General features: G+C 49.2%; 23 protein-coding genes. 15 read left to right on the top strand and 8 right to left on the bottom strand.

Annotated elements, in window-relative coordinates:
- Nucleotides 1–9: 9 nt before the first annotated feature.
- The 5 genes from M1Q06_RS09395 (at nt 10) to M1Q06_RS09375 (ending at nt 8,976) form a co-directional block, all read left to right on the top strand.
- Nucleotides 10–1,917, top strand: a complete 1,908-nt coding sequence (locus M1Q06_RS09395; RefSeq protein WP_274623491.1) for an ATP-dependent DNA helicase — start codon at nt 10–12, stop codon at nt 1,915–1,917.
- Between the two features lie 157 nt (nt 1,918–2,074).
- Nucleotides 2,075–3,568, top strand: a complete 1,494-nt coding sequence (locus M1Q06_RS09390) for a carboxypeptidase M32 (RefSeq protein WP_434402858.1) — start codon at nt 2,075–2,077, stop codon at nt 3,566–3,568.
- Between the two features lie 43 nt (nt 3,569–3,611).
- On the top strand, nt 3,612–4,370 hold the full coding sequence (locus M1Q06_RS09385) for an SDR family NAD(P)-dependent oxidoreductase (RefSeq protein WP_434399453.1): 759 nt from the start codon (nt 3,612–3,614) through the stop codon (nt 4,368–4,370).
- Nucleotides 4,371–4,460: 90 nt separating this feature from the next.
- Nucleotides 4,461–8,042: a dynamin family protein gene (locus M1Q06_RS09380; RefSeq protein WP_434399452.1), complete on the top strand. Its 3,582-nt coding sequence runs from the start codon at nt 4,461–4,463 to the stop codon at nt 8,040–8,042.
- A 1-nt stretch (nt 8,043) separates the two neighbouring features.
- A complete protein-coding gene (locus M1Q06_RS09375; protein WP_434399451.1) occupies nt 8,044–8,976 on the top strand; it encodes a sulfurtransferase in 933 nt (310 codons plus the stop codon).
- Between the two features lie 313 nt (nt 8,977–9,289).
- Here M1Q06_RS09375 and M1Q06_RS09370 read toward each other — a convergent pair whose 3' ends face one another.
- Nucleotides 9,290–10,603 (bottom strand): hemolysin family protein, encoded by a 1,314-nt coding sequence (locus tag M1Q06_RS09370; RefSeq protein ID WP_434399450.1) that lies wholly within the window; start codon nt 10,601–10,603, stop codon nt 9,290–9,292.
- Nucleotides 10,604–10,769: 166 nt separating this feature from the next.
- Between M1Q06_RS09370 and M1Q06_RS09365 the strand changes: the two genes are divergently transcribed.
- The 4 genes from M1Q06_RS09365 (at nt 10,770) to M1Q06_RS09350 (ending at nt 13,699) form a co-directional block, all read left to right on the top strand.
- A complete protein-coding gene (locus M1Q06_RS09365; protein ID WP_434399449.1) occupies nt 10,770–12,350 on the top strand; it encodes an amidohydrolase in 1,581 nt (526 codons plus the stop codon).
- A gap of 2 nt (nt 12,351–12,352) precedes the next feature.
- The gene (locus M1Q06_RS09360; RefSeq protein WP_434399448.1) at nt 12,353–13,072 is read left to right on the top strand and encodes an SDR family NAD(P)-dependent oxidoreductase; all 720 of its coding nucleotides are present in this window, start codon (nt 12,353–12,355) and stop codon (nt 13,070–13,072) included.
- A gap of 17 nt (nt 13,073–13,089) precedes the next feature.
- Nucleotides 13,090–13,290, top strand: coding sequence for a hypothetical protein (locus M1Q06_RS09355; RefSeq protein WP_434399447.1), 201 nt, complete (start codon nt 13,090–13,092; stop codon nt 13,288–13,290).
- Nucleotides 13,291–13,441: 151 nt separating this feature from the next.
- Nucleotides 13,442–13,699, top strand: a complete 258-nt coding sequence (locus M1Q06_RS09350) for a hypothetical protein (protein ID WP_434399446.1) — start codon at nt 13,442–13,444, stop codon at nt 13,697–13,699.
- Nucleotides 13,700–13,743: 44 nt separating this feature from the next.
- Here M1Q06_RS09350 and M1Q06_RS09345 read toward each other — a convergent pair whose 3' ends face one another.
- A complete protein-coding gene (locus M1Q06_RS09345; protein ID WP_434399445.1) occupies nt 13,744–14,388 on the bottom strand; it encodes an SDR family oxidoreductase in 645 nt (214 codons plus the stop codon).
- Nucleotides 14,389–14,560: 172 nt separating this feature from the next.
- Between M1Q06_RS09345 and M1Q06_RS09340 the strand changes: the two genes are divergently transcribed.
- Genes M1Q06_RS09340 through M1Q06_RS09330 form a run of 3 tightly spaced genes read left to right on the top strand, consistent with a single transcriptional unit; the run spans nt 14,561 to nt 16,307 of the window.
- Complete coding sequence (locus tag M1Q06_RS09340; protein ID WP_058380604.1) at nt 14,561–14,770, top strand: hypothetical protein; 210 nt, start codon at nt 14,561–14,563, stop codon at nt 14,768–14,770.
- A 12-nt stretch (nt 14,771–14,782) separates the two neighbouring features.
- Nucleotides 14,783–15,793 (top strand): S66 family peptidase, encoded by a 1,011-nt coding sequence (locus M1Q06_RS09335; RefSeq protein ID WP_434399444.1) that lies wholly within the window; start codon nt 14,783–14,785, stop codon nt 15,791–15,793.
- A gap of 16 nt (nt 15,794–15,809) precedes the next feature.
- Nucleotides 15,810–16,307 carry a GNAT family N-acetyltransferase gene (locus tag M1Q06_RS09330; protein WP_434399443.1) on the top strand — a complete coding sequence of 166 codons (498 nt, stop codon included), beginning with the start codon at nt 15,810–15,812 and terminating at the stop codon, nt 16,305–16,307.
- Nucleotides 16,308–16,582: 275 nt separating this feature from the next.
- Here M1Q06_RS09330 and M1Q06_RS09325 read toward each other — a convergent pair whose 3' ends face one another.
- The 5 genes from M1Q06_RS09325 to M1Q06_RS09305 all read right to left on the bottom strand — a co-directional run bounded on the left by M1Q06_RS09325 (nt 16,583) and on the right by M1Q06_RS09305 (nt 19,589).
- Nucleotides 16,583–17,596 carry a PQQ-dependent sugar dehydrogenase gene (locus M1Q06_RS09325; RefSeq protein WP_434399441.1) on the bottom strand — a complete coding sequence of 338 codons (1,014 nt, stop codon included), beginning with the start codon at nt 17,594–17,596 and terminating at the stop codon, nt 16,583–16,585.
- Nucleotides 17,597–17,847: 251 nt separating this feature from the next.
- On the bottom strand, nt 17,848–18,174 hold the full coding sequence (locus M1Q06_RS09320; protein ID WP_434399440.1) for a hypothetical protein: 327 nt from the start codon (nt 18,172–18,174) through the stop codon (nt 17,848–17,850).
- Nucleotides 18,175–18,192: 18 nt separating this feature from the next.
- Nucleotides 18,193–18,405, bottom strand: coding sequence for a hypothetical protein (locus M1Q06_RS09315; protein ID WP_058380609.1), 213 nt, complete (start codon nt 18,403–18,405; stop codon nt 18,193–18,195).
- Nucleotides 18,406–18,507: 102 nt separating this feature from the next.
- Nucleotides 18,508–18,897: a ribonuclease HI family protein gene (locus M1Q06_RS09310; protein ID WP_434399439.1), complete on the bottom strand. Its 390-nt coding sequence runs from the start codon at nt 18,895–18,897 to the stop codon at nt 18,508–18,510.
- Nucleotides 18,894–19,589 carry a queuosine precursor transporter gene (locus M1Q06_RS09305; protein ID WP_058380611.1) on the bottom strand — a complete coding sequence of 232 codons (696 nt, stop codon included), beginning with the start codon at nt 19,587–19,589 and terminating at the stop codon, nt 18,894–18,896. The genes M1Q06_RS09310 and M1Q06_RS09305 overlap by 4 nt, the downstream gene beginning before the upstream one ends.
- 141 nt (nt 19,590–19,730) lie before the next feature.
- Here M1Q06_RS09305 and M1Q06_RS09300 point away from each other — a divergent pair, with 141 nt between their 5' ends.
- Nucleotides 19,731–19,928: a zinc-finger domain-containing protein gene (locus M1Q06_RS09300; RefSeq protein ID WP_058380612.1), complete on the top strand. Its 198-nt coding sequence runs from the start codon at nt 19,731–19,733 to the stop codon at nt 19,926–19,928.
- Nucleotides 19,929–20,043: 115 nt separating this feature from the next.
- On the opposite strand, the gene M1Q06_RS09295 is transcribed toward M1Q06_RS09300, so the two are convergent.
- The gene (locus M1Q06_RS09295) at nt 20,044–20,250 is read right to left on the bottom strand and encodes a cold-shock protein (protein WP_058380613.1); all 207 of its coding nucleotides are present in this window, start codon (nt 20,248–20,250) and stop codon (nt 20,044–20,046) included.
- A 162-nt stretch (nt 20,251–20,412) separates the two neighbouring features.
- Between M1Q06_RS09295 and M1Q06_RS09290 the strand changes: the two genes are divergently transcribed.
- Both M1Q06_RS09290 and M1Q06_RS09285 read left to right on the top strand, forming a co-directional pair.
- Nucleotides 20,413–21,048, top strand: a complete 636-nt coding sequence (locus tag M1Q06_RS09290; protein WP_434399437.1) for an HD domain-containing protein — start codon at nt 20,413–20,415, stop codon at nt 21,046–21,048.
- Complete coding sequence (locus M1Q06_RS09285) at nt 21,045–22,937, top strand: ABC-F family ATP-binding cassette domain-containing protein (protein WP_434399436.1); 1,893 nt, start codon at nt 21,045–21,047, stop codon at nt 22,935–22,937. The genes M1Q06_RS09290 and M1Q06_RS09285 overlap by 4 nt, the downstream gene beginning before the upstream one ends.
- The last annotated feature ends 8 nt before the right edge of the window (nt 22,938–22,945 follow it).

The following is a 22,945-nucleotide window of genomic DNA, read 5'->3' as shown; positions in this document are numbered from 1 at the left end:
GGGTTTTATATGAGACAAGCATTGCCATTTCCGTTATCCAAAGATAAAACGTTCTTTGACTCATTGAACGACTGGATCGGGGATATCTTCTACGATATTCTGCCTGAAAAAGGGTATGAACTTCGCGATGAACAGATTTTCATGTCGTTTCAATTGGAAAAAGCGTTGAAAGAACGTCAAGTGCTATTTGCAGAAGCTGGCGTAGGAACAGGCAAGACGATGGCGTATTTATTACCAGCGATTGCCTATGCCCGCTATACAGGCAAGCCGGCGCTCATTTCTTGTGCCGATGAGGCATTGATCGAGCAATTGGTGAAAAAAGGCGGCGATATCGACCGGTTGGATGAATTGTTCAATTTGAACCTGGATGTCCGCCTTGCGAAATCGCGCGACCAGTATTTATGCTTGCAACGCTTCGAAGGGGCGAAAAAACGCAGCGAAGCGGATTTTCTCGACCATATCGAAGACACGCTTCCCGAATTCGTCAACAAAACCTATTCGATGCAGCAAATGTATCCGTATGGCGAACGCTCAAGTTATCCGGAACTCACGGATGACCAGTGGCAGCAAGTCAATTACCATCCGATCCAAAACTGCAACGCTTGCGATATGCGCAATAAATGCGGATTGACCTTGCACCGCAACCATTACCGGGAAGCGACTGACCTCGTCATTTGCTCACATGATTTCCTGATGGAGCATATTTGGACAAAGGAAAACCGCAAGCACGAAGGCCAGGCGCCATTGCTTCCGGAAGTTTCACAAATCGTGCTCGATGAAGGCCACTTACTGGAATTCGCGGCACAGCGCGCGCTTACTTATGAAGTGCAGGAAAGTTCGCTTTACGATGTGACGGAAAAAGTCATGGTCGACGGCGTCCGTGAAAAGACACTTGGCCTCATTGAACGGACCATCGATTTGCATACCGAGTTTTTCCGTGTACTGCGCAGTAACTTGATCCCAAGCGAAGAAGACCGCAAAGCAATCCAGGAAGACCCGTTGCTGAAACGCATCGGGACCGAATTGATCCGCACCGTCGACAGCCTGTTGGAAGAATTCGTCTTTGAAGGGGAATTGTTCAGCATTCCTGAATATGAACTCAATTTGGCTGAGGAGTATTTCGAGCAGTATAACTTCTCGATGGGCTTGTTTGTCGAAAATGGCGACGCAATCAGTTGGCTTGAAGAAAAAGATGAAATTGAAACCTTGGTCATCATGCCACGCCTTGTGACGGATATTCTTGATGAGAAATTATTCGATGGCAAACTGCCGATCGTCTTTTCTTCCGCCACATTGTCCGTCGCGAAGGATTTTACTTATCTGGCGGATACCTTGGGGATCGACAATTTCGAATCGTTCTCGGTTCCGTCTCCGTTTGAATACGAAGAAGTGATGGAGATCTTCAAGCATCCGGTTGAACAGCAGGCAAAAGCGCAAAAAGTACTGGAGTTGGCAGCGGAAGGCGGACAAACCTTGGTGTTGTTCAAATCAAAAGCTGCCATGCAATCTTTCAAACGCGCAGTGCCGACAGACTCTCCACTTGCCATCGAGTTCGAAGGCGACCGTGAGCTATCGTCCGTCGTGCGCGATTTCCAGGAAGGCAAATTCCAAGTGTTGTGTTCCCATCATCTATGGGAAGGGATGGATTTGCCTGGCGATGCCTTGACGAAAGTCATCATCGTCGACTTGCCGATGCCGCCGAGTGATCCGGTATTCGACGCGAAACGTAAATTCAGCGAACATCCGCTAGAAGAGATCGACTTGCCGTTCATGCAGCTGCGCCTGCAGCAAGGCGTCGGACGACTCATCCGTTCTTCTTCCGACCATGGAGAAATCCACTTGCTATTGACCGAAGAGGAATTGCGCATTGAACACCTCTGGCAGAATGTCTTGCCAGTGCCGGCGAAAAATCGCTAAATAGAATACGTGACGAATCAGCGGGGAAGTTCCCCGCTGATTTTTTGTCTTTTTCCGAAAAGCTGCCTATAGAACTGAAATTTTCAAAAGCTGATGGGGCAGGGAAAAGACTCCTTATGATACAATAGACCGGTAAAGAAGGAGGAATATTGTGTCAATGGAACAACAATTCAAGGAACTACATCAGAAAATGACAAGCTATAACGAAGCCATCTCCTTGCTGTATTGGGATATGCGGACAGGCGCACCGAAAAAAGGCCAAGACTTGCGTTCAGAGACAATCGGGACCTTGTCTTCAGAACTGTTTGCGATGTCGACATCTGAGGAATATGGCAAGCTAATCGCTGAGCTGAAAAAACAGGACGGTTTATCAATTGCAATGCAGCGTTCTGTGGAAGAAGCCGACCGTGAATACCAATTGAACGCCAAAATTCCGCCAAAAGAATACCGCGATTTCGTCATCTTGACGAGCAAAGCGGAATCCGTATGGGAAGAGGCGAAAGAGCAGGAAGATTTCGCCATGTTCCAACCATACCTTGAGCAGCTCGTGGAAACGACTAGACGCTTTGTCGGCTATTGGGGAATGAAAAACGGCAGTGTCTATAATACTTTGCTCGACCAGTATGAGCCAGGCGTCACGACCGAACAACTGGATCAGGTATTCGGGCAATTGAGAGAGCGCATCGTGCCGCTCGTCAAACAAATCCAGGAGTCTGGAAACCAGCCGAACACCGAATTCTTATATGGGCATTTCCCGAAACAAGCCCAGCAGGATTTCAGCTTGGATGTGCTGAACCAATTGGGCTATGACTTCGAAGCCGGACGACTGGATGAAACAGTCCATCCATTCATGATCGCAGTGAACCGTGGCGATGTCCGGGTAACGACGAAATACGATGAAGAGGATTTCCGCACGGCCGTCTTTGGCACGATTCACGAGGCGGGCCATGCTTTGTACGAACAGAACATCAGCAGTAGTTTAAGCGGCTTGCCGGTCGACGGTGGATCGTCGATGGGCATCCATGAATCACAGTCATTGTTTTTTGAAAACTTTGTGGGGCGCAATGAATCGTTTTGGCGCCATAACTACGAAAAATTCCTATCTTACGCACCAGATTCATTCAAGCACGTGGCGCTCGATGAATTCTTAGAAGCCATCAATGAATCAAAGCCTTCATTGATCCGTATCGAAGCCGATGAATTGACTTATGCACTCCATATCATGATTCGTTATGAATTGGAAAAAGGCTTGTTTGACGGCGAATATGAAGTGAAGGATCTCCCGGTTTTATGGAACGATAAATACGAGGAATATTTAGGCATCCGCCCGGAACATGACGGAGAAGGCGTACTTCAGGATGTCCACTGGGCGGGTGGCAGCTTCGGCTATTTCCCTTCCTATGCATTGGGGCTTCTATATGCAGCGCAGTTCAAGAATGCGATGCAAAAAGACATCCCGAACTATGATGAATTGCTGGCAAAAGGAGAGATCGGCCCGGTGACCGAATGGCTGACTGAAAAAGTCCACCAACACGGAGCTGTCAAGAAACCGCTTGAGCTTTTGGAAGAAGCGACAGGCGAAGGCTTGAATGGAAATTATCTAGCCGAATACTTGGAATCGAAATATGCAAAAATCTATCAATTGGATTAAAGCAAAAAGATGAATAAGGAATGACTAAAAGGGGGGGTTACTTGTGTTGGCATCTTTTCGTTTAGAAGGCAAGACAGCGATCGTCACCGGAGCCGGCAAAGGCATCGGGCGTGCGATTGCATTGGCACTCGGTGAAGCAGGGGCGAATGTCTTGCTTGTCGCACGGACCGAAAGCGACCTCGAGCAAGTGATGGGGGAAATGGCTGGCGATCGGACATCCTATGCAGTGGCTGATGTGACCGACCGAGGCGATATCCAACAAGCAGTCGAAGCGGCAGTTGAGCGGTTCGGCAAGGTCGATATCCTAGTCAATAATGCAGGAATGAATATTCGTTCGAAACTGGATGATGCGACCGATAGTGAGTGGCATAAAATCATGGATACCAACGCGCAAAGCGTATTCATGTTTTCCCAGGAAGCGGCGAAACACATGACTAAAGGGGCTTCGATCATCAACGTCAGTTCCGTCGGCGGCGACCGGGCGTTGAAAACAGGTGTCGTCTATGCGGCTTCCAAAGCAGCAATTATTCAAATGACGAAAGTGATGGCGATGGAATGGGGCGAGCGGGGCATCCGCGTCAATGCAATCGGCCCTTGGTATTTCCGTACGCCGCTTACGGAGAATTTGCTGTCGGATCAGGAATACCTGGATTCGATCCTTGCAGTGACACCGCTGAAGCGCGTCGGGGAGTTGCCGGAAGTCGCTTCGCCTGTCGTGTTCCTTGCATCGGATGCAGCGGGCTATATCACCGGGCAGACTTTGTTCATCGATGGTGGCATGTCGATCCACGGATTTTTATGAAGAAACATCCTTCCAGTAATGGAAGGATGTTTTTCGTTCTGCTGAAAAAATGATATGATGAATAGAAGTAACGGTGAAGGAGATATACATATGACAGCGACAGACCATAAACAGGAATTAATCGAAACAGCGCATCTTTACCGGATTTTCAAAGACAATGAAGATACGGAACGTGAAGAAAAAGCGGAATTATTTGCGCGCAAAATCTTAAAAGACCAATTCATCATCGGGTTTGCCGGCCATTTCTCCTCCGGAAAATCGTCCATGATCAACGCTTTGACGGGCGAGACATTATTGCCATCGAGCCCGATTCCGACAAGCGCGAACATCGTCAATGTCCATAAGGCAGAAAAAGACTATGCCATCGTCAACCGCAGGGGAGACCGTCCCGTGTATTTCCCTGAAAACTATGATTTCCAGGCAGTGAAGGATTTCTGTAAGAGCGGGGACGTCACGCAAATCGACATCGGGCATTCGACTTCTGTGTTGCCTGAAGGGATCACCGTCATGGACACGCCAGGCGTCGACTCAACGGATGATGCCCACAGAATGTCGACTGAATCGGCTTTGCACGTGGCCGACATGGTGTTTTACGTGATGGATTACAACCATGTGCAATCCGAACTCAATTTCAATTTCACAAAGGAATTGCAGAAATACACGGATCTTTATTTGATCGTTAACCAGATCGATAAGCATCAGGAAAGCGAGATGTCGTTCGCGGAATTCCAGCAATCGGTTGCGGATAGTTTTGCCGCTTGGGGCGTTGAACCGAAAGGCATCTTTTTCACTTCATTGAAAGTCCATGACTTCCCGGGCAATGAATTTCCAGAAGTGAAACAGCTCGTTTCCTCAGTTATGGACAATTGGCAAGGGCATCTCGGCGAAGCATCGGCGTCTGCACTTCGTCAATTAAAAGATGAGCACATCGGCTTTTTGGAAGATGAAAAAGCGGAGCGGCTCGAAGCCTTCGCAAATGTGTTGTCAGAGGAAGAATGGGCTGCACGCGAAGACCTGAAAAAAGAACACGAACTGATCAAGCGCCGCAGTTCTGTCCAGGATTACGACAATTGGCGATCGAATTTCGAGAAAAAGCGCAAAGAGCTGCTTGAAAACGCCAATATCATGCCGTATGAAGTGAGGGATGCGCTCAGTGCTTATATAGAAGCGCGTCAACCTGGATTCAAAGTGGGCTTGTTGTTCAGCGGCAAGAAAACCGAAGAAGAGCGGGAAAAACGTAAACAAGACTTGCAGGACAAGCTGTCGAAAACGATCGACTCACAAATGTCCGGTCATTTAAAAAAATTGATGAAGACCTCCCTCAGAGAAGCCGGCCTTTTGACGGACACCGAGTCGCTTGAAATCGACAAGATGCAATTCGACTTGCCGTTCTCGGTTGTCGAGGAGAATGTTCCCGAAACGGCTACGATGACTGCGGATACGGTGCTCAATGTCAGCAAGAGCCTGACTGCCCAAGTGCAGCGCTGGCTCATCCAGGAAACCGATCCATGGAAAGCTCGCCAAAAGGAGGGCTTCGAAGGGCTTCCAGACGATGCGGGAACAGAGATCGACATGAAATCCGAGTCGCTTGAACAAAAGGTGCTTGCGATCCGCACGCTCGAGGAAATGGACGAAGCAATCGATAAAGTGAAAAAATCCTTCACCGCCATTTTGCCAAAACAGATGGATGCGGCAGAAAAACAAGTGGCCGGATGGCAAGATGCGTTTCATTTGTCAGCTGAAGACATGGTGGAATTCACGCCATCGATGCTCGAAGAGGAAGAACAGCAGCAATGGGACGATGGCGAAAGTGCCCCGACACACGAACTGGCATCTTTTGATGAACAGCAAGTACTGTCACGCGTGAAAAAAACCGCCGATATTTTGGAGCCGGTGCGTGGATTCGCGGAAACGGTCGAGTATTTGAAGCGGAAAGCGAAGCGTCTGAAAGGCCAGGAATTTACCATTGCTTTGTTCGGCGCATTCAGTGCGGGGAAATCATCGTTCTCGAATGCATTGATGGGCGAGACGGTGCTGCCAGTCTCCCCGAACCCGACGACTGCGACCATCAACCGCATCCGCCCGGTGACCGACGCCCATCCGCATGAAACCGCTGATGTGCGCTTGAAAACCGTTTCGGCGATGACCGAAGATGTTAAAAACTCATTTGCCGTGTTCGGTGTGAAAGTGGAGACATTGGAACAAGCCTATGCGAAAACCGATGCGCTGCCAGACGATGCAACGACCGAGCAGCAAATCCACAAATCGTTCCTGCTGGCCTTTAAAGGCGGCTATGAAGCCTTTTCCGGACATCTTGGCGAAACCTTGCGCGTAAACCGCGAAGAATTCAGCTTGTATGTTGCTAAGGAAGAACGCAGTTGTTTTGTCGAGGAAATCGACTTTTATTTCGATTGCGAGCTGACAAGAAACGGTGTTACCCTAGTGGACACGCCAGGTGCGGATTCGATCAATGCGCGTCATACGAATGTCGCATTCGAATATATCCGTAATGCTGATGCTGTGTTGTTCATCACATATTACAACCACGCCTTTGCCCGTGCGGACCGCGAATTTTTGATTCAGCTTGGCCGCGTGAAAGACGCGTTCGAAATGGATAAGATGTTCTTTGTCGTCAACGCCATCGATTTGGCGAATAATGAAGAGGAAAAACAGGCAGTCATCGACTATGTCGGCAACGAATTGCAGCGTTTCGGCATCCGCTTCCCGCGCCTATTCGGTGTTTCGAGCCTGCAAGCCTTGAAAGACCGCGACATTTCCGGCATGCCGGAGTTCGAAGAAAACTTCCAGCATTTCCTGAAAGAAGAATTGAAAGGAATGGCGGTCCAGTCATTGTCGGAAGAAGAACAGAAGACAGTGGACCGTTTCCGCAATTTGATTCAGTCGACCGAAAAGAACTTGGAACGCAAAAACGAACGCTTGGAAGAATTAAAGCAATTGGAACAGAAAGTACGCAAACGCTATAGCGAAACGATGGCGCCGGTATTGGAGCAAGAAGCGAGCCAAGAACTCGGCGAATTGCTGTATTATGTGAAACAACGCGTATTTTACCGCTTCAACGATTTCTTCAAGGAAGCATTCAACCCTTCGCTATTCGCAAGAGAATCCTCGAAGCAAGCGCTTGATACGGCATTGCGCGATTTGCAGGAAATGACCGCTTTTGATTTCCAACAGGAGATGAGAGTGACCAATCTGCGACTTGCACGATTTGTCGAGAAGAAATTGACGGAACGCTTTAAAGACGATGCTGCCAAACTGAAGGACTGGAATTCGGAGTTTTCGTTCCTTCCATATGAAGTGAAAGAAGCACAGTTACTGGAAGCGGGCCAGCCGTTTGACGATGCCGATTATTCCACGGCTAAATCGTATTATAAAAACAACAAGAGCTTTTTTGAGAAAAATGAAAAAGAAGCGATGCGCGACGCCCTACAGGGAATGATGGAACCGGACGCAAGCCGTTACTTGGAACAGGAAAAAACCGCGTTGATCGAATGGGCGGAATTCTGGATTGAACAGGAAGCGGAAGGGCTCCGTCAGCATCTGTTGCGCCAGGCGATCGAGCAGATCGAATCGGAGCGCAGCTTGTTGCAGCAAAGCGAAATTTTGGCTCAATGGAAGCAATTGCACGAAAAATTGATGGAAGGCAGGGGATAATATGACTGTTTTTATTGAAACGATAGATACAGAGAAATACCGTTGGATCGATGCACGCTTTGACTTAAAGGATTCCGCATGGGGAAGCGAAAGCTTTGCGGCGGAACATGTTGAAGGGGCGATCCATTGGGACTTGGAGAACGATTTATCCGATATGGCGTCTGAAAACGGCCGCCACCCGATGCCAAGTAAAGAACAGCTGACGCAATTGTTCCAAGCAGCAGGTTTGGAATTGACCGATTCGATCGTCGTCTATGACCAGGGCGGCTCTCCTTATGCCGCGCGGGCATGGTGGCTGCTTTCTTATGCCGGATTCGAACACGCTTTTATCAGCCGTGTCGGTTTTGACGAACTGAAGCAGCAAGGCATTGCCACTTCGACAGAATCAACATCCTATTCAGCTTCATCCATTACGCCGGAGTTTGACGATAGCTTGCTTGCGACGCGTAAAGACGTCCAGCAAATCGTCGATGGCAAAGAATTGGGCGTCTTGATCGATGCCCGTTCTGCGGAACGCTATGCCGGCATCAACGAACCGATCGACGCCGTCGCCGGGCGCATCCCGGGTGCACGCAATTACGATTGGTCGCAACTGGTGTCAAATGGCGCATTCCGGACCGACGAAGAGTTCGGCAGCTTGCTGCAGCCAAAAGAACCAGCTGTCGTATATTGCGGCAGCGGCGTAACGGCGGCTGCGCTATATGCCATGCTTGCCGAAAAACAATACGAAGACTTGAAATTGTATGTCGGCAGCTATTCCGACTGGATCTCCGATGAGGACAGTGTCGTGGAAATCGACCGCAATGAGCATCCGGAAGCGGCTGATGACCAGACGAAAGCGGTATTGGCGAAATTGATCGAAGAAGGCTACACCGGCGAGATGCTGATGAAGAAATTCGAATACGAGAAATCACTTTTGGAAGACAAAAAGTAAATGAAAAAAAGGCATTGCTACATTAGCAATGCCTTTTCTTCAGAATGTTAAAGAAGTCTGTGATCTGTTATGAATGAAAAAGGAGACCGCTTATTCCGCATTCAAAAATCAATGTTCTATCCAAGTATTTGGAGATGTGTTCGCTCGACTCCAGTGGATCAGCGAGACGACCAAGACCCCGCAAGACGCGCAGCGGCTGAGGAGGCTTGGGCGCGAGCCCACGGAAAGCGAGCGATAAGCTTCGGAAAATACGACTTCTTAACTGTCTCGAGAACTTAAAAAACGGCATTGCTACATTAGCAATGCCGTTTTTCTATGATTTGTTTTTCTTGTTCAATTGGACAGTGATGATTTGGTGGTTTTCCATCTCGCGCACGATAAAGCGGAAGTCAGTCAAGTCAATGACGCCGCCTTCTGCGATGTCCGTGTCCATCATCTGGACCCAGCCTCCGACAGTGTCGATGTCTTCACTTTCTTCGAATTCGATTGGGAAGCGGGCTTCGAGTTCTGAAAGCAACACCCGGGCGTTGACGAGGAAATTATGATGATCTATCCGTTTGATATCATCAGTTTCGTCATGGTCGAATTCATCGCGGATTTCACCGACGATTTCTTCTAGGATGTCTTCCATAGTGATGACACCGGCTGTCCCGCCGTATTCATCGACAACGATTGCCATATGGACGTGCTGGCTTTGCATGTGCAGCAGAACATCCTGGATTGGCGCCTGGTCGTGGACGAACGGCAAGTCATGGATCGTCAAGCTTTTCGAGAGATCTCCTGCTGTCGTGTAGCTCGTCAGCAATTCCTTGATATTGACAAAGCCAATGATGGCGTCTTTATCGCCGTCTTCAGTTACGGGATAGCGTGTATATTGATGTTCTTCAATAATTTCCATTAATTCATCATGATCCATTTCCAGTGAAATAGTAATCATTTGCGTTCTCGGCAGCATGATGTCTTTCGCTAGCCGTTCATCAAACGAAAAGATGTTTTGCATATACGCCAATTCATTCTGGTTGATTTCACCGCTTTGGTAACTTTCATGCATCAAATGCTTCAAGTCTTCTTCGGAGTGGCCGTATTCCGGCTGTAAAGTCCGGATGCCGAGCGGCCGCAAGAGGAGCCGTGCCGCTGCGTTTAGCAGCCATAGAATCGGTGCAAATACACTGCCCGCAAGGCTCAGTGCAGGGGCGAGACGAAAGGCCGCGCGTTCTGCGTACTGGGCCGCCAAAGCTTTTGGCGCCAGTTCCCCGATGATCGCCCGGATGGAAAAGACCAGCACGAGCACAGTGATATAAGAGATTGGGCCTGCCGCATTTGGTCCAGCGTTGTCAGCCACTGCACGTACAGAAGGCAATTCGGCAATGTTTTTAGACAGCCAGCCAAGACCGATTGCCGTCACTGCGATGCCAAAGCGCGAAACGGATAGATAATAATCCAGATTATTGCTGATTTTTTCCAGCCAATTGGCATTTTTACGCCCTTCCGACAAGGCTTGTTCGATGCGCGACAAGCGCACCCGGATGATGGAGAATTCCGCTCCAACAAAAAAAGCGGTAAAAAATAAAAGAATACTTGCGGTTGCGATATAAAGATAAAATATACTGTCCAATTCGTCCCCCATGTCCGGGAGCTCACCTCAGCTTTCTAAAGTTGTGCATAGTATATCATAAATGGGGAATCTTGTATCAGCGGGCAGGCGTAGAAAAATTTAGCCGTTTCCAGCCAAACTTATTGAATGCACTGAAAAATATATTTATGATGAACAAAGAGAAAAGGAGTGGTTTTAGATGAAGGTGCTTATTTATGGGGGACAAATTTATACAATGGCGACAGAAGGCGAGACCGTAGAAGCGGTGCTGGTCTCTGACGATCGCATAGAAAAAACAGGGTCTTACGAAGAATTGCGTCAACTAGCCGATAAGGAAATCGATTTGGCTGGACGTACTATGTACCCGGGGCTTGTTGACAGCCACCTGCATCTGATCCAGCACGGAGAAAAGTTGATGCGTGTCGATTTATCGAAAATCGACAGTTCAGACGAAATGAAACAGCAATTGATCCGCTCAACGGAAGGCCATTCCGGAGATGAATGGTTTATTGGAGAAGGATGGAATGAAAACAATTTCCCCGACCGGAAAATTTTCCACCGTAGCGAACTCGATGCCATCTGCGAATCGCCGATGATGCTAAAACGCGTGTGCCGCCATGCAGTGCTCGCCAATTCGCGCGCGCTTGAACTAGCAGGCATCACGAAAGAAACTGAAGATCCAGAGGGCGGCGTCATCGTGCGTGATACAAACGGCGAACCGACAGGGTATTTGCTCGATGCAGCACAGGATCTCGTCGCAGGAGTCGTGCCGGAAGTGAGCGTCGACTATTTGACGAAAGCGCTGAAAACCTCGGTCGACGATTTGCTCAAGCTTGGGCTGACAGGAGGCCATACAGAAGATATGGGGTATTACGGCCATTACTCACGGCCGCTGCAAGCTTTCCATAATGTCATCGGCAAGGAAACGAAATTCCGCGCCCATTTGCTGCGCGCCCACGTGGCTTTTGAAGAAATGATGGATGACGCCGAGTATTTGGAACCGTTTATCGATCCGGGCCCGATGAAATTATTTGCTGATGGTTCGATAGGCGGCAGAACGGCATTACTTAGCCGCCCTTATACAGATGACCCATCGACTAGCGGGGTGGCGATTCATTCCGACGAAGAATTGAAGCGCCTCGTGTCCATAGCAAGAAAACACGGGGAAGCGGTCGCTATTCACGTCATCGGGGATTTTGCGATGGAAAAAGCGCTCGATGCGATCGAAGCTCATCCAACCCCTGAAGGCAAACGGGACCGGCTCATCCATGCGATGGTGCTGAGAGAAGATTTACTCGAACGCTTGAAGCGCCTTGATGTTGCGCTTGATCTACAGCCAAGTTTTGTGCCTTCGGATTTCCCGTGGGTAGTGGAGCGCCTCGGCGATGACCGTCTCGCGTTATCGTATGCCTGGAAGACCCTATTGGATGAGGGCATCATCTGTGCAGGTGGCTCCGATGCGCCGATTGAAGAAGTCGACCCGCGCCAAGGCTTGTTTGCGGCTGTTGCACGCAGAAAGCCTGAAGAGACGCATGAAGGGTATTTGCCGGAACAAAAACTCAGCCGCTTCGAAGCGATCCGCTTGTATACGTACGGCAGTGCACAAGCTATTTGCATGGAGCATCGCCGCGGCTTGATCAAAGAAGGCTTCGATGCGGATTTCACCGTGTTTGACCGCGACTTGTTTGAAGGGCCTGAGGAGCAATTGCTTAACGCCGAAGTGGAAATGACGGTCGTTGCAGGTGAAGTCATGTATGAGAAAAATGGAGTGGAGGTGTGAAGATGGAAACGTTTATCATTACCGGTGCTTCGAAAGGCATCGGCCTTGCACTCAGCAAGCAATTGGCAGCGTCCGGCCATCAAGTGATCGGCATTGCCCGTACGCAACCTGAAGACTGGACAGGTGCACTGTTCATCAGCCATGACTTGACCGATATCGCCGGGATTTCCGAAGTCATGTCACGAGCGGCAAAAGAAATTGCACTTGAGGCGGAAGCGGTCACTTTGGTCAATAACGCTGGAACGGTCGAACCGATCGGCTTTGCCGCCGCGAATGATGGACAGGACATCGAGAAGAGCATCACCTTGAACTTGACGGCGCCGATGGCTTTATCTTCCGCTTTCTTGCGTGGGACAGAGTCCTTAAAGACGCGCCGCATCGTCAATATCTCGTCAGGTGCCGGCAGAAAACAGGTCAAAGGCTGGAGCGCCTATTGCGCCGGAAAGGCGGGCCTTGATCATTACACGACCTGTCTGGATGCTGAATATGAAAACCTTAAAGCGGTTTCGGTCGCGCCGGGCATTATTGATACCGGTATGCAAGAAAAAATCCGGGAAAGCGGGGAAGAAGATTTTCCGCAGATCGAGCATTTCCGCGATTATAAGCGCAGCGGCAAACTCAGCAGCCCGGAAGACACAGCATCAGGCTTGATCCAATTGATGCAGCGCCCTGATTTCAATGAACTGCCGGTATTGCTTGATTTGAGGGCGTTGCCGAAATGAAAAAGGGGGAAGCCCAAATGGCTACGAAACAGGAAATGCTAACGAAATTGCGTGAAGCGGACCAAGCAGGCGTCGATGTGTCGAGCCCAAAAGCTGTCGTTACGCACATGCTCGAACGCGGCGATAAAGATGCCGTGCTATGGTTTTATAAAAAAGGAAGCGTCGAATTCGATTTTGACTACTACCGGAAGCTTGTAGCGGAATTAAAAGCGCATTGAGCTAAAAACCCCCAATCCAATATTTATGGATTGGGGGTTTTTGGCTGTCGTTTCAGCCGAAAGCAAGCCGCTTTCCGGATGTGAATTATGCTATAGTAACTGTAGTTGATGTTAGAAAATGACTTAATCTTTCAAAAAAGGATGGAATTCAATGGATATGTTGTTGTTTATCGCAATTATCGGGGTGGCGGTTTTTGTCGGGATCGCATCGAAGAAATTTTACAACAAACCCTATATCGTCAATTTCGGAATCGCGGCTTTGATGCTATTGCTTGTCGTTCAGTCGATTTTGATGCAGCCGATTACGATGCTCGGCTATATCGCGATTGTGGTCTGTTCGATCGCATTCGTTTTCCAAGCGGTGATCGGCTATCGCAATTGGAAAGGCCAGGAGTATACAAAAGCGTGAAAAAAGCAGGTGAAGAGAAATTCTTCACCTGCTTTTGCGGTTTATCAAATATTTTTCAAGGCGTCTTCGATTTGGCTGTCGCCTGAAGTCAACTCGAATACTTTGTCTGTGAGGTCATTGGATTCGAGGCACGCGACGATAACAGCTGCGACGTCTTCTCTCGGAATGCTGCCGGGATCGAGTTTCCCGGCGGCGGCAATTTGCCCAGTTCCCGGATCGTCTGTCAATAAGCCGGGTCGGACGATTGTATACGCCAAGCTACTCGATTGCAAGATGCGATCGGCATGGTGTTTAGCGATATAGTACGGCGTCATTTCCTTGGTCCAATGGGAGCGGTCATCGGCATGGATGGCGCTGACCATGATGAAGCGATCGATGCCGGCTAGTTCTGCGGCTTCAACCGCCTTTGCCGCGCCGTCTAAATCAACGGTCATCGTTTTGTCTGCACCGGTCGAAGCGCCGCTGCCAGCTGTGAAGACCACTGCATCGCAGTCAGCCATCGCTTTTTGCAGTTCTTCCACGCTTCCTTCGAGGCTTGCCACCACTGTTTCCGCTTTCAGCTCTTCAAAAAACGGGCGTTGTTCGGATTTGCGGATCATCGCTTTCACTGAGTGATCCGGATGTTTCGCAAGCAGGCGCACCAAATGCTGTCCAATCTTGCCGTTTGCTCCGATTACGAGTGTTTTCATTTCAATTTCCTCCTTAAAATATGGCTACCTAAACTCTATACCCGAAAAATCGGGCTATAGCCAAAATATAGGATATGATGCAAAAAACTAGCATGTTTTCTTGGCACAATTTTTAGTATAATTGTAAAAAGAAAAATAATTTAAAAATGTTAAATTATAGGGGTGTATATATATGAGCAAACAATTCGAGGAAAATGACCTGTCCATACAGCAACGCAATTTAAAAGAAACGCCGCCGGATTTTTCACAGTTCAAAGGCAAGCGTCTCGACAAGCAGCCGAATCTATTGGTAGACGGTTTGGTCCATGTTGTATTAACCGGTTTTGGAGCCGCTTTACTGCTGGGCATCGTTTATGTATTGTTCAATTATATCAATTGGTAAGGAGGAGAGACGATGATCCGCTATCCCGATCGAGCGTTAAGAACCATCGGCGTCACGGCACCTTCTTCAGGGGTGTCCGAAGAACTTCATCATTTGCTTGAAGGAGCTACAGCCCAGTTGGAGAAGCAAGGATTTGCTATCAAAACTACGGCGAATGCCTGGACACAAAAAGAAGCGAAGTCGTCGCCTGCAGCCATCCGCGCAAAAGAACTCCTCAGCATTTGGCGGGATTCCACAGTCGACGCTATCATCCCGCCGTGGGGTGGGGAGCTGTTATTGGAAGTGCTGGAGCATCTGGACTTCAAGAAGTTTACGCCGAAATGGCTTCTTGGGTATTCGGATGTCAGCTTGCTGGCCTTGGCAATCACCTTGAACACCGGGATCGCGACAGCACATGGCACCAATATCGTCGACTTGCGCGGCAGTGAAACCGATCCGACTACTGCGCGCTGGGTGGATGTGCTGTCTTCGACGAAAGGCACGGTCATTAAACAAGTCTCTTCTGAGCGATACCAAAAAAATTGGAGCCATGACAAGCCGTCTCCTGGCGTTTTCAATTTGACCGAGCCGACCGAATGGAAAACCGTATCGGGACAAGCTGAACGACTGGAAGGCCGTCTTCTCGGCGGATGCATCGACGTGATCCGCCACCTGATCGGTACGCCATACGGTGACGTGGATGCTTTCCGGAAGAAATTCATTTCAGGGGAGCCAGTCGTCTGGTTCTTGGAAAACTGCGAAATGAACACACCGGATTTAAAGCGTAGTTTGCTGCAGATGAAATATGCAGGCTGGTTCGACAATTGTTCAGGAATCGTCTTCGGCAGAAGCGAAGCGAACGATGCCGTTCAAGGCTATACCGCGGAGATGGTGTACCAAGAACTGGCGGAGCAATTAAAAGTTCCCATTGTATATGATGCCGACATCGGCCATCAGCCTCCGCAAGTGATATTGGTCAACGGGGCGCACGCGATTTTCCACGTTGACGATGGAAAAGGGCGTGTCGTCCAGGAATTCCGTTAAAGAAAGGATGAATGCCATGGACTATCGCCGATTAACAGAAGAAGATGCTGAACAATACCGGGAACTTCGCTTGACGGCATTGCAGACAGATGCCGATGCGTTTTCGACTGATTTCAATGAAGCAAGCCAAAGGCCGGTAAGTGCGACCGCTAAAAATCTCGCCAATCCTTCAGCTGTGACATTCGGTGCATACGATGAAGGCCGTTTGCTCGCCATGATGACGCTGCTCAGATTGTCGGGGAAGAAGACCAGCCATCGAGCTGAAGTACTTGCCGTCTATGCAGCAGAAGAAACGAGAGGGACAGGAGTTGCGTCCACGCTTTTTGATCAGTTGCTGGCATTTGCAAGAGAATGGGATGGGCTTGAGCAGCTCGAACTCGCCGTCAATTCTGCCAACCTGCGTGCCATCCGTTTTTACGAACGATCCGGCTTTCAGCGCATCGGCATCACGCCGAATGCCCAGAAGGCGGACAACCGTTATATCGATGAGTTGTTGATGGTGTTGAAGCTGTAGTAATGAACAATAGTGTTGAAGAAGTCTGTGATCGGCTATGAATCAAAAGGAGATTACCTATTCAATATATCAAAATTAATGTCCTGTCCAAGTATTTGGAGAAGCGTTCGCTCGACTCCAGTGGATCAGCGAGACGACCGAGACCCCGCAAGGCGCATAGCGACTGAGGAGGCTTGGGCGCGAGCCCACGGAAAGCGAGCGACAAGCTTCGGAAAATACGGCTTCTTACCTTTCTAGAAAAGCAGAAAAAAGCGGAGACACTGGTCTCCGCTTTTTTATTGTTCATTTAAAATATACAATTTGTCGTCGCCTTCTGTCGGGGTTCCCCGGCCATCAGTATTATTCGTGATGAAATACAAATCGTCGCCGTCAGAATGGACGTCGCGGATGCGGCCGTATCCTTCGATGGAATCGGTGATTTCTGCCGATTCCGGGTCCATCACTTTGATCGCTGTCCCGCGAAGTGCTGCGATATACAGCGCACCGTCGTGAAAGTCGATCCCGCTAGGTGCCCACGTATCATCTCCACCACTCGTGACAAACGGCGCTTCTAACCCATCAGCAGTTTCTTCCCCTTCGATATCGGGCCAGCCATAATTGGCGTCCTGTTCGATGATATTGATTTCATCGTTCGCGGATTGCCCATGTTCCGCTGCAAACATCGTCTCCCCGTCCCACGCCAAGCCTTGGGGGTTGCGGTGGCCGAGCGAGTAGATTTCAAATTCATTGAATTCGTTGAGGCGGAGAATCTTCCCGTTGACTGAAGCGGGGTCCTGGGCAAGATCGGGTTCGGATGCGTCTCCGATTGTGGCATACAGCGTGCCGTCTTCACTGAATTCTAACCGGCCGCCGTGATGGACATTGCCTGTTGGAATGCCTGACAAGAGGACGGCCGTTTCCGACCAGCTGCCGCTGTCCAACCGGAATTCTGCAATTTTATTATAAGTATTGCCATTATCTTCATAGACATAATAGCCGTAAGCTTCCTGTGAGTCATCGAAATCCGGCTTCAGCACAAATCCAAGAAATCCGGCTTCAGAAGCCGAAGACAAAGGCGAAGAGAAATTGACATCCTGGCGTTCCAACTTTCCTTCGGCATCGATATAAGCGACTGTGCCTGGGCGTTCTGATATATAGAAAGCGTCTCCTTGCTTGTTGATTGACCAAGGGGCTTCAAGGTCTGTCGCAATCACATCTGCAGGTGCGGTCGCTTCATCGGGATTCGCCGGCCCATTGCTGCATCCGGCAAGTGCTGCTGCGAGAATCCCGGGGAAAAGCCATTTTTTCAACTTGAAAACCTCCTTTTTATTCATCATAATCGAAGCAGGAAGCGTTGGGAAATGAAATACAGCAAGGAGGGTGAGAAATGCCGCTGCTAAAAGACGTCAAAGAACAAGAAGAACTGCGCAAAAAACGCAATTTGGTCCGCATCATCACGTGGATCAGCATCGCGGTCGTACTGTTCATCCTGTGGTATGTAATTTAAAGGGAATGCATAGGAAAACGCGAAGCCCTTAGTCTGGGCTTCGCGTTTTTATAGTTAGGCATTTGTTTTTTGCTGCGGTTTGGCAATGATCCACTCGACGATGACAAAAACTGCTACAAGGACAATCATCAAATTAATCAGGCCGGCGTCCAAATACTTATCGCGGAAAATGATGGCGACCGTCAAAACGTAGAAGACAGCCTGCGTCACTTTGGCAGCAGGCGGCACTTCGTTTTTCGGATAGCGCAGCCGGCCGAGCTGAAACGCCAGGAACGCGAATAACAGAAGCAAGTATTGCGGCCAAGTAAAACTGTCGTTGACCAGATTATTCATCAGTGCATAAACGATTAATGGAACGAGATACAATAAAAGCGTTTTCAAGGGATATCCTCATTTCTGCTATTTTTTGCGCGGTGTGCTGTTTTGTCTTTCTTTCAACAGCTGGACCAAATTGAAGACGGCGAAAGCGAGTGCGAGGCCGACAATGATCACCGACAATAACGGATAAAGCGATACACCGTTTTGCATGATGTCCACGATGCGTGCATAGATGATGAATGGGCCGATCAGGATGATGAAAATATCGAGTGCGGTGCCTAGTTTCGATCTCATAAATAGCCTCCAGTAAATCAGTATGACACCATCATATCAGAATCGCGCGACTTCTGGCATCCCAAAGTAGAAAGCAGCCGCTCAGTTGAACGGCTGCTTTCTTTATTTATGCTCTTTTAGTTTGTCGTTGGCAAGTGCGTGGGCCGCCTTGTTCTGGGAATCGGGGATCCATTTGATGAAGCAATAATCGAATTCGTCCGCAATCGACAAGGACTCGTCCAGCAATTTTTTGTAGACCGGATTTTTCACAAAGCGTTTTTCGAAGGCGTCAACGACGAGTTTTGAGTCCGATTTGATGGACACCATGCCGGTCGCGAGCGGACGAGCGAGCTCCAGCCCTGTTAATAGCGCCGTGAATTCGGCCTGGTGATTATCCATTTCGCCGACGTATTCACTCCATTTGATGGAATGCCCTTCGCCTCTTAAAAATACGCCGACTGCGCTGACGTTGACACCGCCAGCAGTCGATGCGTCCACGAACAATTCGATCATCGCACGGCCTCCTGTTCATCGAGCGGCCGAATTTTCTTCGCGATATAGCCGAACGGCGTATCCAGCACCGACACGATGAATTTCAATACATACGTTGAAATAAAGATCTGGATCCAGACATCGAACGGAAAGACGCCGAAAAAAGCGATCGATGTGAAGATCAAGGTATCGATCAATTGACTAAGCAAAGTCGAGCCATTATTGCGAATCCAGAACTGGCTGTCTTTCGGAAAGATTTTTCGCAAAGCCGAAAAGACGATGACGTCGATATGCTGCGCGAGCAAGTAAGCGATCATGCTGGCAATGGCGATTTGCGGCACCAATCCGAAGACTGTCTCGAGTGCTTCGTGCGCAAAATCACTGTCCGCCGGAATGAATTGAAGGCCGAACTGCATCGTCACGACCATGATCAAAAGCGAGGAAAAGCCGAGCCATACTGCTTTCTTCGCTTCTTTTCTGCCGTATTTTTCATTGAGGATATCGGTTGCGAGAAAAGTCGAGGCGTACAAGCTATTGCCGAGCGTTGCGGTCAAACCTATGATCTCAATCGTCTTTGTCACTTGAATGTTCGCCAGGATGGTGGCGAACGCGACCCAGGCGAACAGCCCGGTCTTGCCGAACACTTTATACATGATGAGCAATAACACAAAATTGAACAGGGCGAAGCCGAGCCCTAAGAATTCATTAAACAAACTGCTTCCTCCTTAGTTTTGGTAGAGCGGGAAGTTTCGAACCGCTAAGGACGAAAATGTCCCAAGCCAGTATACCGATTGTTGCAGAAAAAAACAAATTCATAGTAGAATAATAGAATGACATTTTGCGGAGGGACCCGAATGAAAAAAGTATCCATCATCAACGAAATCGATGAAATGCTCAATACGTATTGTGAAGGCTGCTTTGTCAAAGCCCAACTCCGCAAGGACGAAGGAAAAACGGCGGCGCACCGCTTTTGCATCAGCGAATGCACAGTCGGCACCCAATTGCAGTTTTTGGGGCAGGAATTAAATAAAATTGGCACGGGCGGTAAGTAAACCCTTGAGCAGTTGCAGGGTGTTTTCATTAGCATAGCAATCCAGTATGCACAGATTTACTTGAATAAAAAAGAAGACCCAGGAAAAATTCCTGGGTCTTTTGCTGTTTCAATTTTTATGGTTGGTCCTGCACGACGTTTGCTGCTTGCGGCCCGCGATTGCCGTCGATGATATCGAACGAAACGGCTGCGCCTTCTTGCAGCGAGCGGAAACCATCACCTTGGATGCCGGTAAAATGGACAAAAACATCATCACCGTTGTCACATTCGATAAAGCCATAGCCTTTTTCTGAATTGAACCATTTCACAATTCCGTGGTGCATGGACCTTCCCCCTAATATTCAGATTGTCGAACCCTCAGCCTTAGAGCCAATGGATGGCTTAACTATACATGATGGTGCATATAAGGTCAATACGGCGATGGGGCGCCGTTTCAGCCGGTTTCACGTTATAATGGAGTCAGGACACCTTAAAGGAGAGAATCCATGAATCCCCAAGTAATAGCGGACTGCCGCATGAAAGTAAAAAGCATCTATGAACAGTTTGACGCGAGCCACGACTGGCAGCACATCGAGCGCGTACTGGAGAATGCCCGCCACATTGCACAGGCAGAAGGCGGCGATCTGGCGCTGATCGAGCTTGCCGTGCTGTTGCATGACGTCTCCGATCCGAAATACAAAAAAGCAGGGGAAGACCCGGAACAAGAAATCCTCTTGCAGCTCGAGCTGACGGACAAAGAGCGCAGTGACATCCACTCAATCATCCGGACCGTTTCCTTTAAAGGCGGGACGAACGAGGAGCCGGAAACGCTTGAAGGCAGAATCGTGAGGGATGCTGACCGGCTCGATGCTATTGGCGCCATCGGCATCGCCCGCGCCTTTGCCTACGGCGGCGCAAAAGGCCGCAAATTATATAACCGGAATGAACAAGCGCGCACAGCGATGACTGAAAACGAATACCGGAACGGCGATACGAGCACCGTGACGCATTTTTACGAAAAGCTTTTGCTTTTGAAAGAGCGCATGGTGACGGATAGCGGAAAGCAAATGGCTGAAGAACGCCACCGATTTATGCTATCCTTTCTAGAGCAACTACAAAACGAAACGGATGGGAAAAAATGAGCCACTTACACGTAACAAACTTAAGCAAATCAGTGGGGGTCAAGACCCTCTTTACCAATGTCGAATTTTCATTGTATCCGGGAGAACGCGCCGGCTTGATCGGCGTCAACGGCACCGGCAAGTCGACTCTTTTGTCGATCCTCGCAGGGGATCTCGAATCCGACACGATGGAAATGGACCATCCGAAAAAATACCGGATTACCTACTTGATGCAGGAGCCTGAGTTCGATGAATCGTTGACCGTCCTTGAGACTGTCTTCTCCGGCGACTCGCCGCTGCTCGCGCTCAACCGCTCTTATGAAAGAGCGCTGCAAAACATGATTGCTGACTCTGGATCTGAACAATTGCAGGAAGAATTGATGAAAATCCAGGAAGGCATGGAACGCGAAAATGCCTGGGACATCAACGCCTTGGCGAAAACCGCTTTGACCAAACTTGGCATCGATATGTACGACCAGCAGATCAGTGAATTATCCGGCGGCCAGCGCAAACGCGTAGCACTTGCAAAAGCATTGATCGAACCAGCTGATTTAATTCTTTTGGATGAGCCGACCAACCATTTGGACGCAGGCTCTACGGAATGGCTGCAGGAAACACTTTTGCGCATGAACAGCGCCATGCTGTTCGTGACGCATGACCGCTACTTCCTTGACGCTGTCTCGACGCATATCTTTGAGTTGGCGGACCAGACGATGTATACGCATAAAGGAAACTACGGCGATTATCTGGAAGCCAGAGCCGTGCGCGAAGAAATGGCCGAAGCGACGAAACAGAAGATGCACAACCGTTTCCGCTCGGAGCTGAAATGGATTCGCCGTGGCGCGAAAGCCCGCAGCACGAAACAAAAAGCGCGCATCCAGCGTTTTGACCAATTGTCGGAAGATCTGCAATCAACGTCCGATAATACGAGCCTTGAATTATCAATGCAGAGCCAGCGACTCGGCAAGAAGATTATTGAAGGGGAAAACTTGGGCGTTTCATACGGCGACCATGAAATTTTCCATTCGTTTGACTTCCTCTTGCAAGGCGGCGACCGCATTGGCATCGTCGGCCCGAATGGCGCAGGGAAATCGACACTTATGAAATTGATCGCTGGCGACTTGGAAGCGACAAGCGGCACGTTGGACTACGGCAGCACCGTCAAGATTGCCCATTTCACGCAGCGTTTGCCGGAAATGGACGAATCCCAGCGCATGATCGAGTACATCCAGGAAGTATCAAGTGATTTTGAAGCGGAAAAAGGCGTACGCTTGTCCGCGACACAAATGCTTGAACGATTCCTGTTCCCGTCGAATGCACACGGTACTTTGATCGGCAAATTGTCAGGAGGCGAGCGCAAGCGCTTGTACTTACTGAAATTATTGATGGAAAAACCGAATATCTTATTGCTCGATGAGCCGACAAATGATTTGGATATCCAGACTTTATCTGTTTTAGAGGACTTTTTGGAGAATTTCCCAGGCGTCGTCTTGACCATTTCCCATGACCGCTTTTTCCTTGACCGGATCGCGAAAAAGCTATGGACGCTCGGAAGCGGCACGGTCGAAGAGTATCAAGGATTGTACACGGACTGGCTGAAAGAAAAGAAGCCGGTAGTTGAGCCGCAAGCTGCTACTGTGGCAAATGACATGCCGGCTGCAGACTCTGCATCGCGAGCACCGGAAAAAAAGAAGAAGATGAGTTTCCTCGAGAAAAAGGAATATGATGGCATACTCGACAAAATCGCGGAAGTGGAAGACAAAATCGAGCAGACCGAGGCGGAAATGTCCAAAGCCGGGTCTGATTTTGATAAATTGCAGGAATTGACCGACCAAATCGATGCCTACACCGCCCAGTACGATGAATTGATCGAACGGTGGAGCTATCTGCAGGAACTGGCAGAAGCGTAATTTACACA

The sequence above is a fragment of the Planococcus sp. 11815 genome, assembly GCF_051096385.1.
Taxonomy (GTDB): Bacteria; Bacillota; Bacilli; order Bacillales_A; family Planococcaceae; genus Planococcus; species Planococcus citreus.
The sequence above is the reverse complement of the archived record's forward strand: the minus strand, read 5'-3'. Positions and strand labels throughout refer to the sequence as shown.

What these genes read in the sequence shown, in the direction of transcription:
- M1Q06_RS09395 (WP_274623491.1), top strand. Translation starts at nt 10, where the DNA reads ATGAGACAAGCATTGCCATTTCCGTTATCCAAAGATAAAACGTTCTTT.
- M1Q06_RS09390 (WP_434402858.1), top strand. Translation starts at nt 2,075, where the DNA reads ATGGAACAACAATTCAAGGAACTACATCAGAAAATGACAAGCTATAAC.
- M1Q06_RS09380 (WP_434399452.1), top strand. Translation starts at nt 4,461, where the DNA reads ATGACAGCGACAGACCATAAACAGGAATTAATCGAAACAGCGCATCTT.
- M1Q06_RS09375 (WP_434399451.1), top strand. Translation starts at nt 8,044, where the DNA reads ATGACTGTTTTTATTGAAACGATAGATACAGAGAAATACCGTTGGATC.
- M1Q06_RS09370 (WP_434399450.1), bottom strand. Translation starts at nt 10,603, where the DNA reads ATGGGGGACGAATTGGACAGTATATTTTATCTTTATATCGCAACCGCA.
- M1Q06_RS09365 (WP_434399449.1), top strand. Translation starts at nt 10,770, where the DNA reads ATGAAGGTGCTTATTTATGGGGGACAAATTTATACAATGGCGACAGAA.
- M1Q06_RS09360 (WP_434399448.1), top strand. Translation starts at nt 12,353, where the DNA reads ATGGAAACGTTTATCATTACCGGTGCTTCGAAAGGCATCGGCCTTGCA.
- M1Q06_RS09355 (WP_434399447.1), top strand. Translation starts at nt 13,090, where the DNA reads ATGGCTACGAAACAGGAAATGCTAACGAAATTGCGTGAAGCGGACCAA.
- M1Q06_RS09350 (WP_434399446.1), top strand. Translation starts at nt 13,442, where the DNA reads ATGGATATGTTGTTGTTTATCGCAATTATCGGGGTGGCGGTTTTTGTC.
- M1Q06_RS09345 (WP_434399445.1), bottom strand. Translation starts at nt 14,388, where the DNA reads ATGAAAACACTCGTAATCGGAGCAAACGGCAAGATTGGACAGCATTTG.
- M1Q06_RS09340 (WP_058380604.1), top strand. Translation starts at nt 14,561, where the DNA reads ATGAGCAAACAATTCGAGGAAAATGACCTGTCCATACAGCAACGCAAT.
- M1Q06_RS09335 (WP_434399444.1), top strand. Translation starts at nt 14,783, where the DNA reads ATGATCCGCTATCCCGATCGAGCGTTAAGAACCATCGGCGTCACGGCA.
- M1Q06_RS09330 (WP_434399443.1), top strand. Translation starts at nt 15,810, where the DNA reads ATGGACTATCGCCGATTAACAGAAGAAGATGCTGAACAATACCGGGAA.
- M1Q06_RS09315 (WP_058380609.1), bottom strand. Translation starts at nt 18,405, where the DNA reads ATGAGATCGAAACTAGGCACCGCACTCGATATTTTCATCATCCTGATC.
- M1Q06_RS09310 (WP_434399439.1), bottom strand. Translation starts at nt 18,897, where the DNA reads ATGATCGAATTGTTCGTGGACGCATCGACTGCTGGCGGTGTCAACGTC.
- M1Q06_RS09300 (WP_058380612.1), top strand. Translation starts at nt 19,731, where the DNA reads ATGAAAAAAGTATCCATCATCAACGAAATCGATGAAATGCTCAATACG.
- M1Q06_RS09295 (WP_058380613.1), bottom strand. Translation starts at nt 20,250, where the DNA reads ATGCACCACGGAATTGTGAAATGGTTCAATTCAGAAAAAGGCTATGGC.
- M1Q06_RS09290 (WP_434399437.1), top strand. Translation starts at nt 20,413, where the DNA reads ATGAATCCCCAAGTAATAGCGGACTGCCGCATGAAAGTAAAAAGCATC.
- M1Q06_RS09285 (WP_434399436.1), top strand. Translation starts at nt 21,045, where the DNA reads ATGAGCCACTTACACGTAACAAACTTAAGCAAATCAGTGGGGGTCAAG.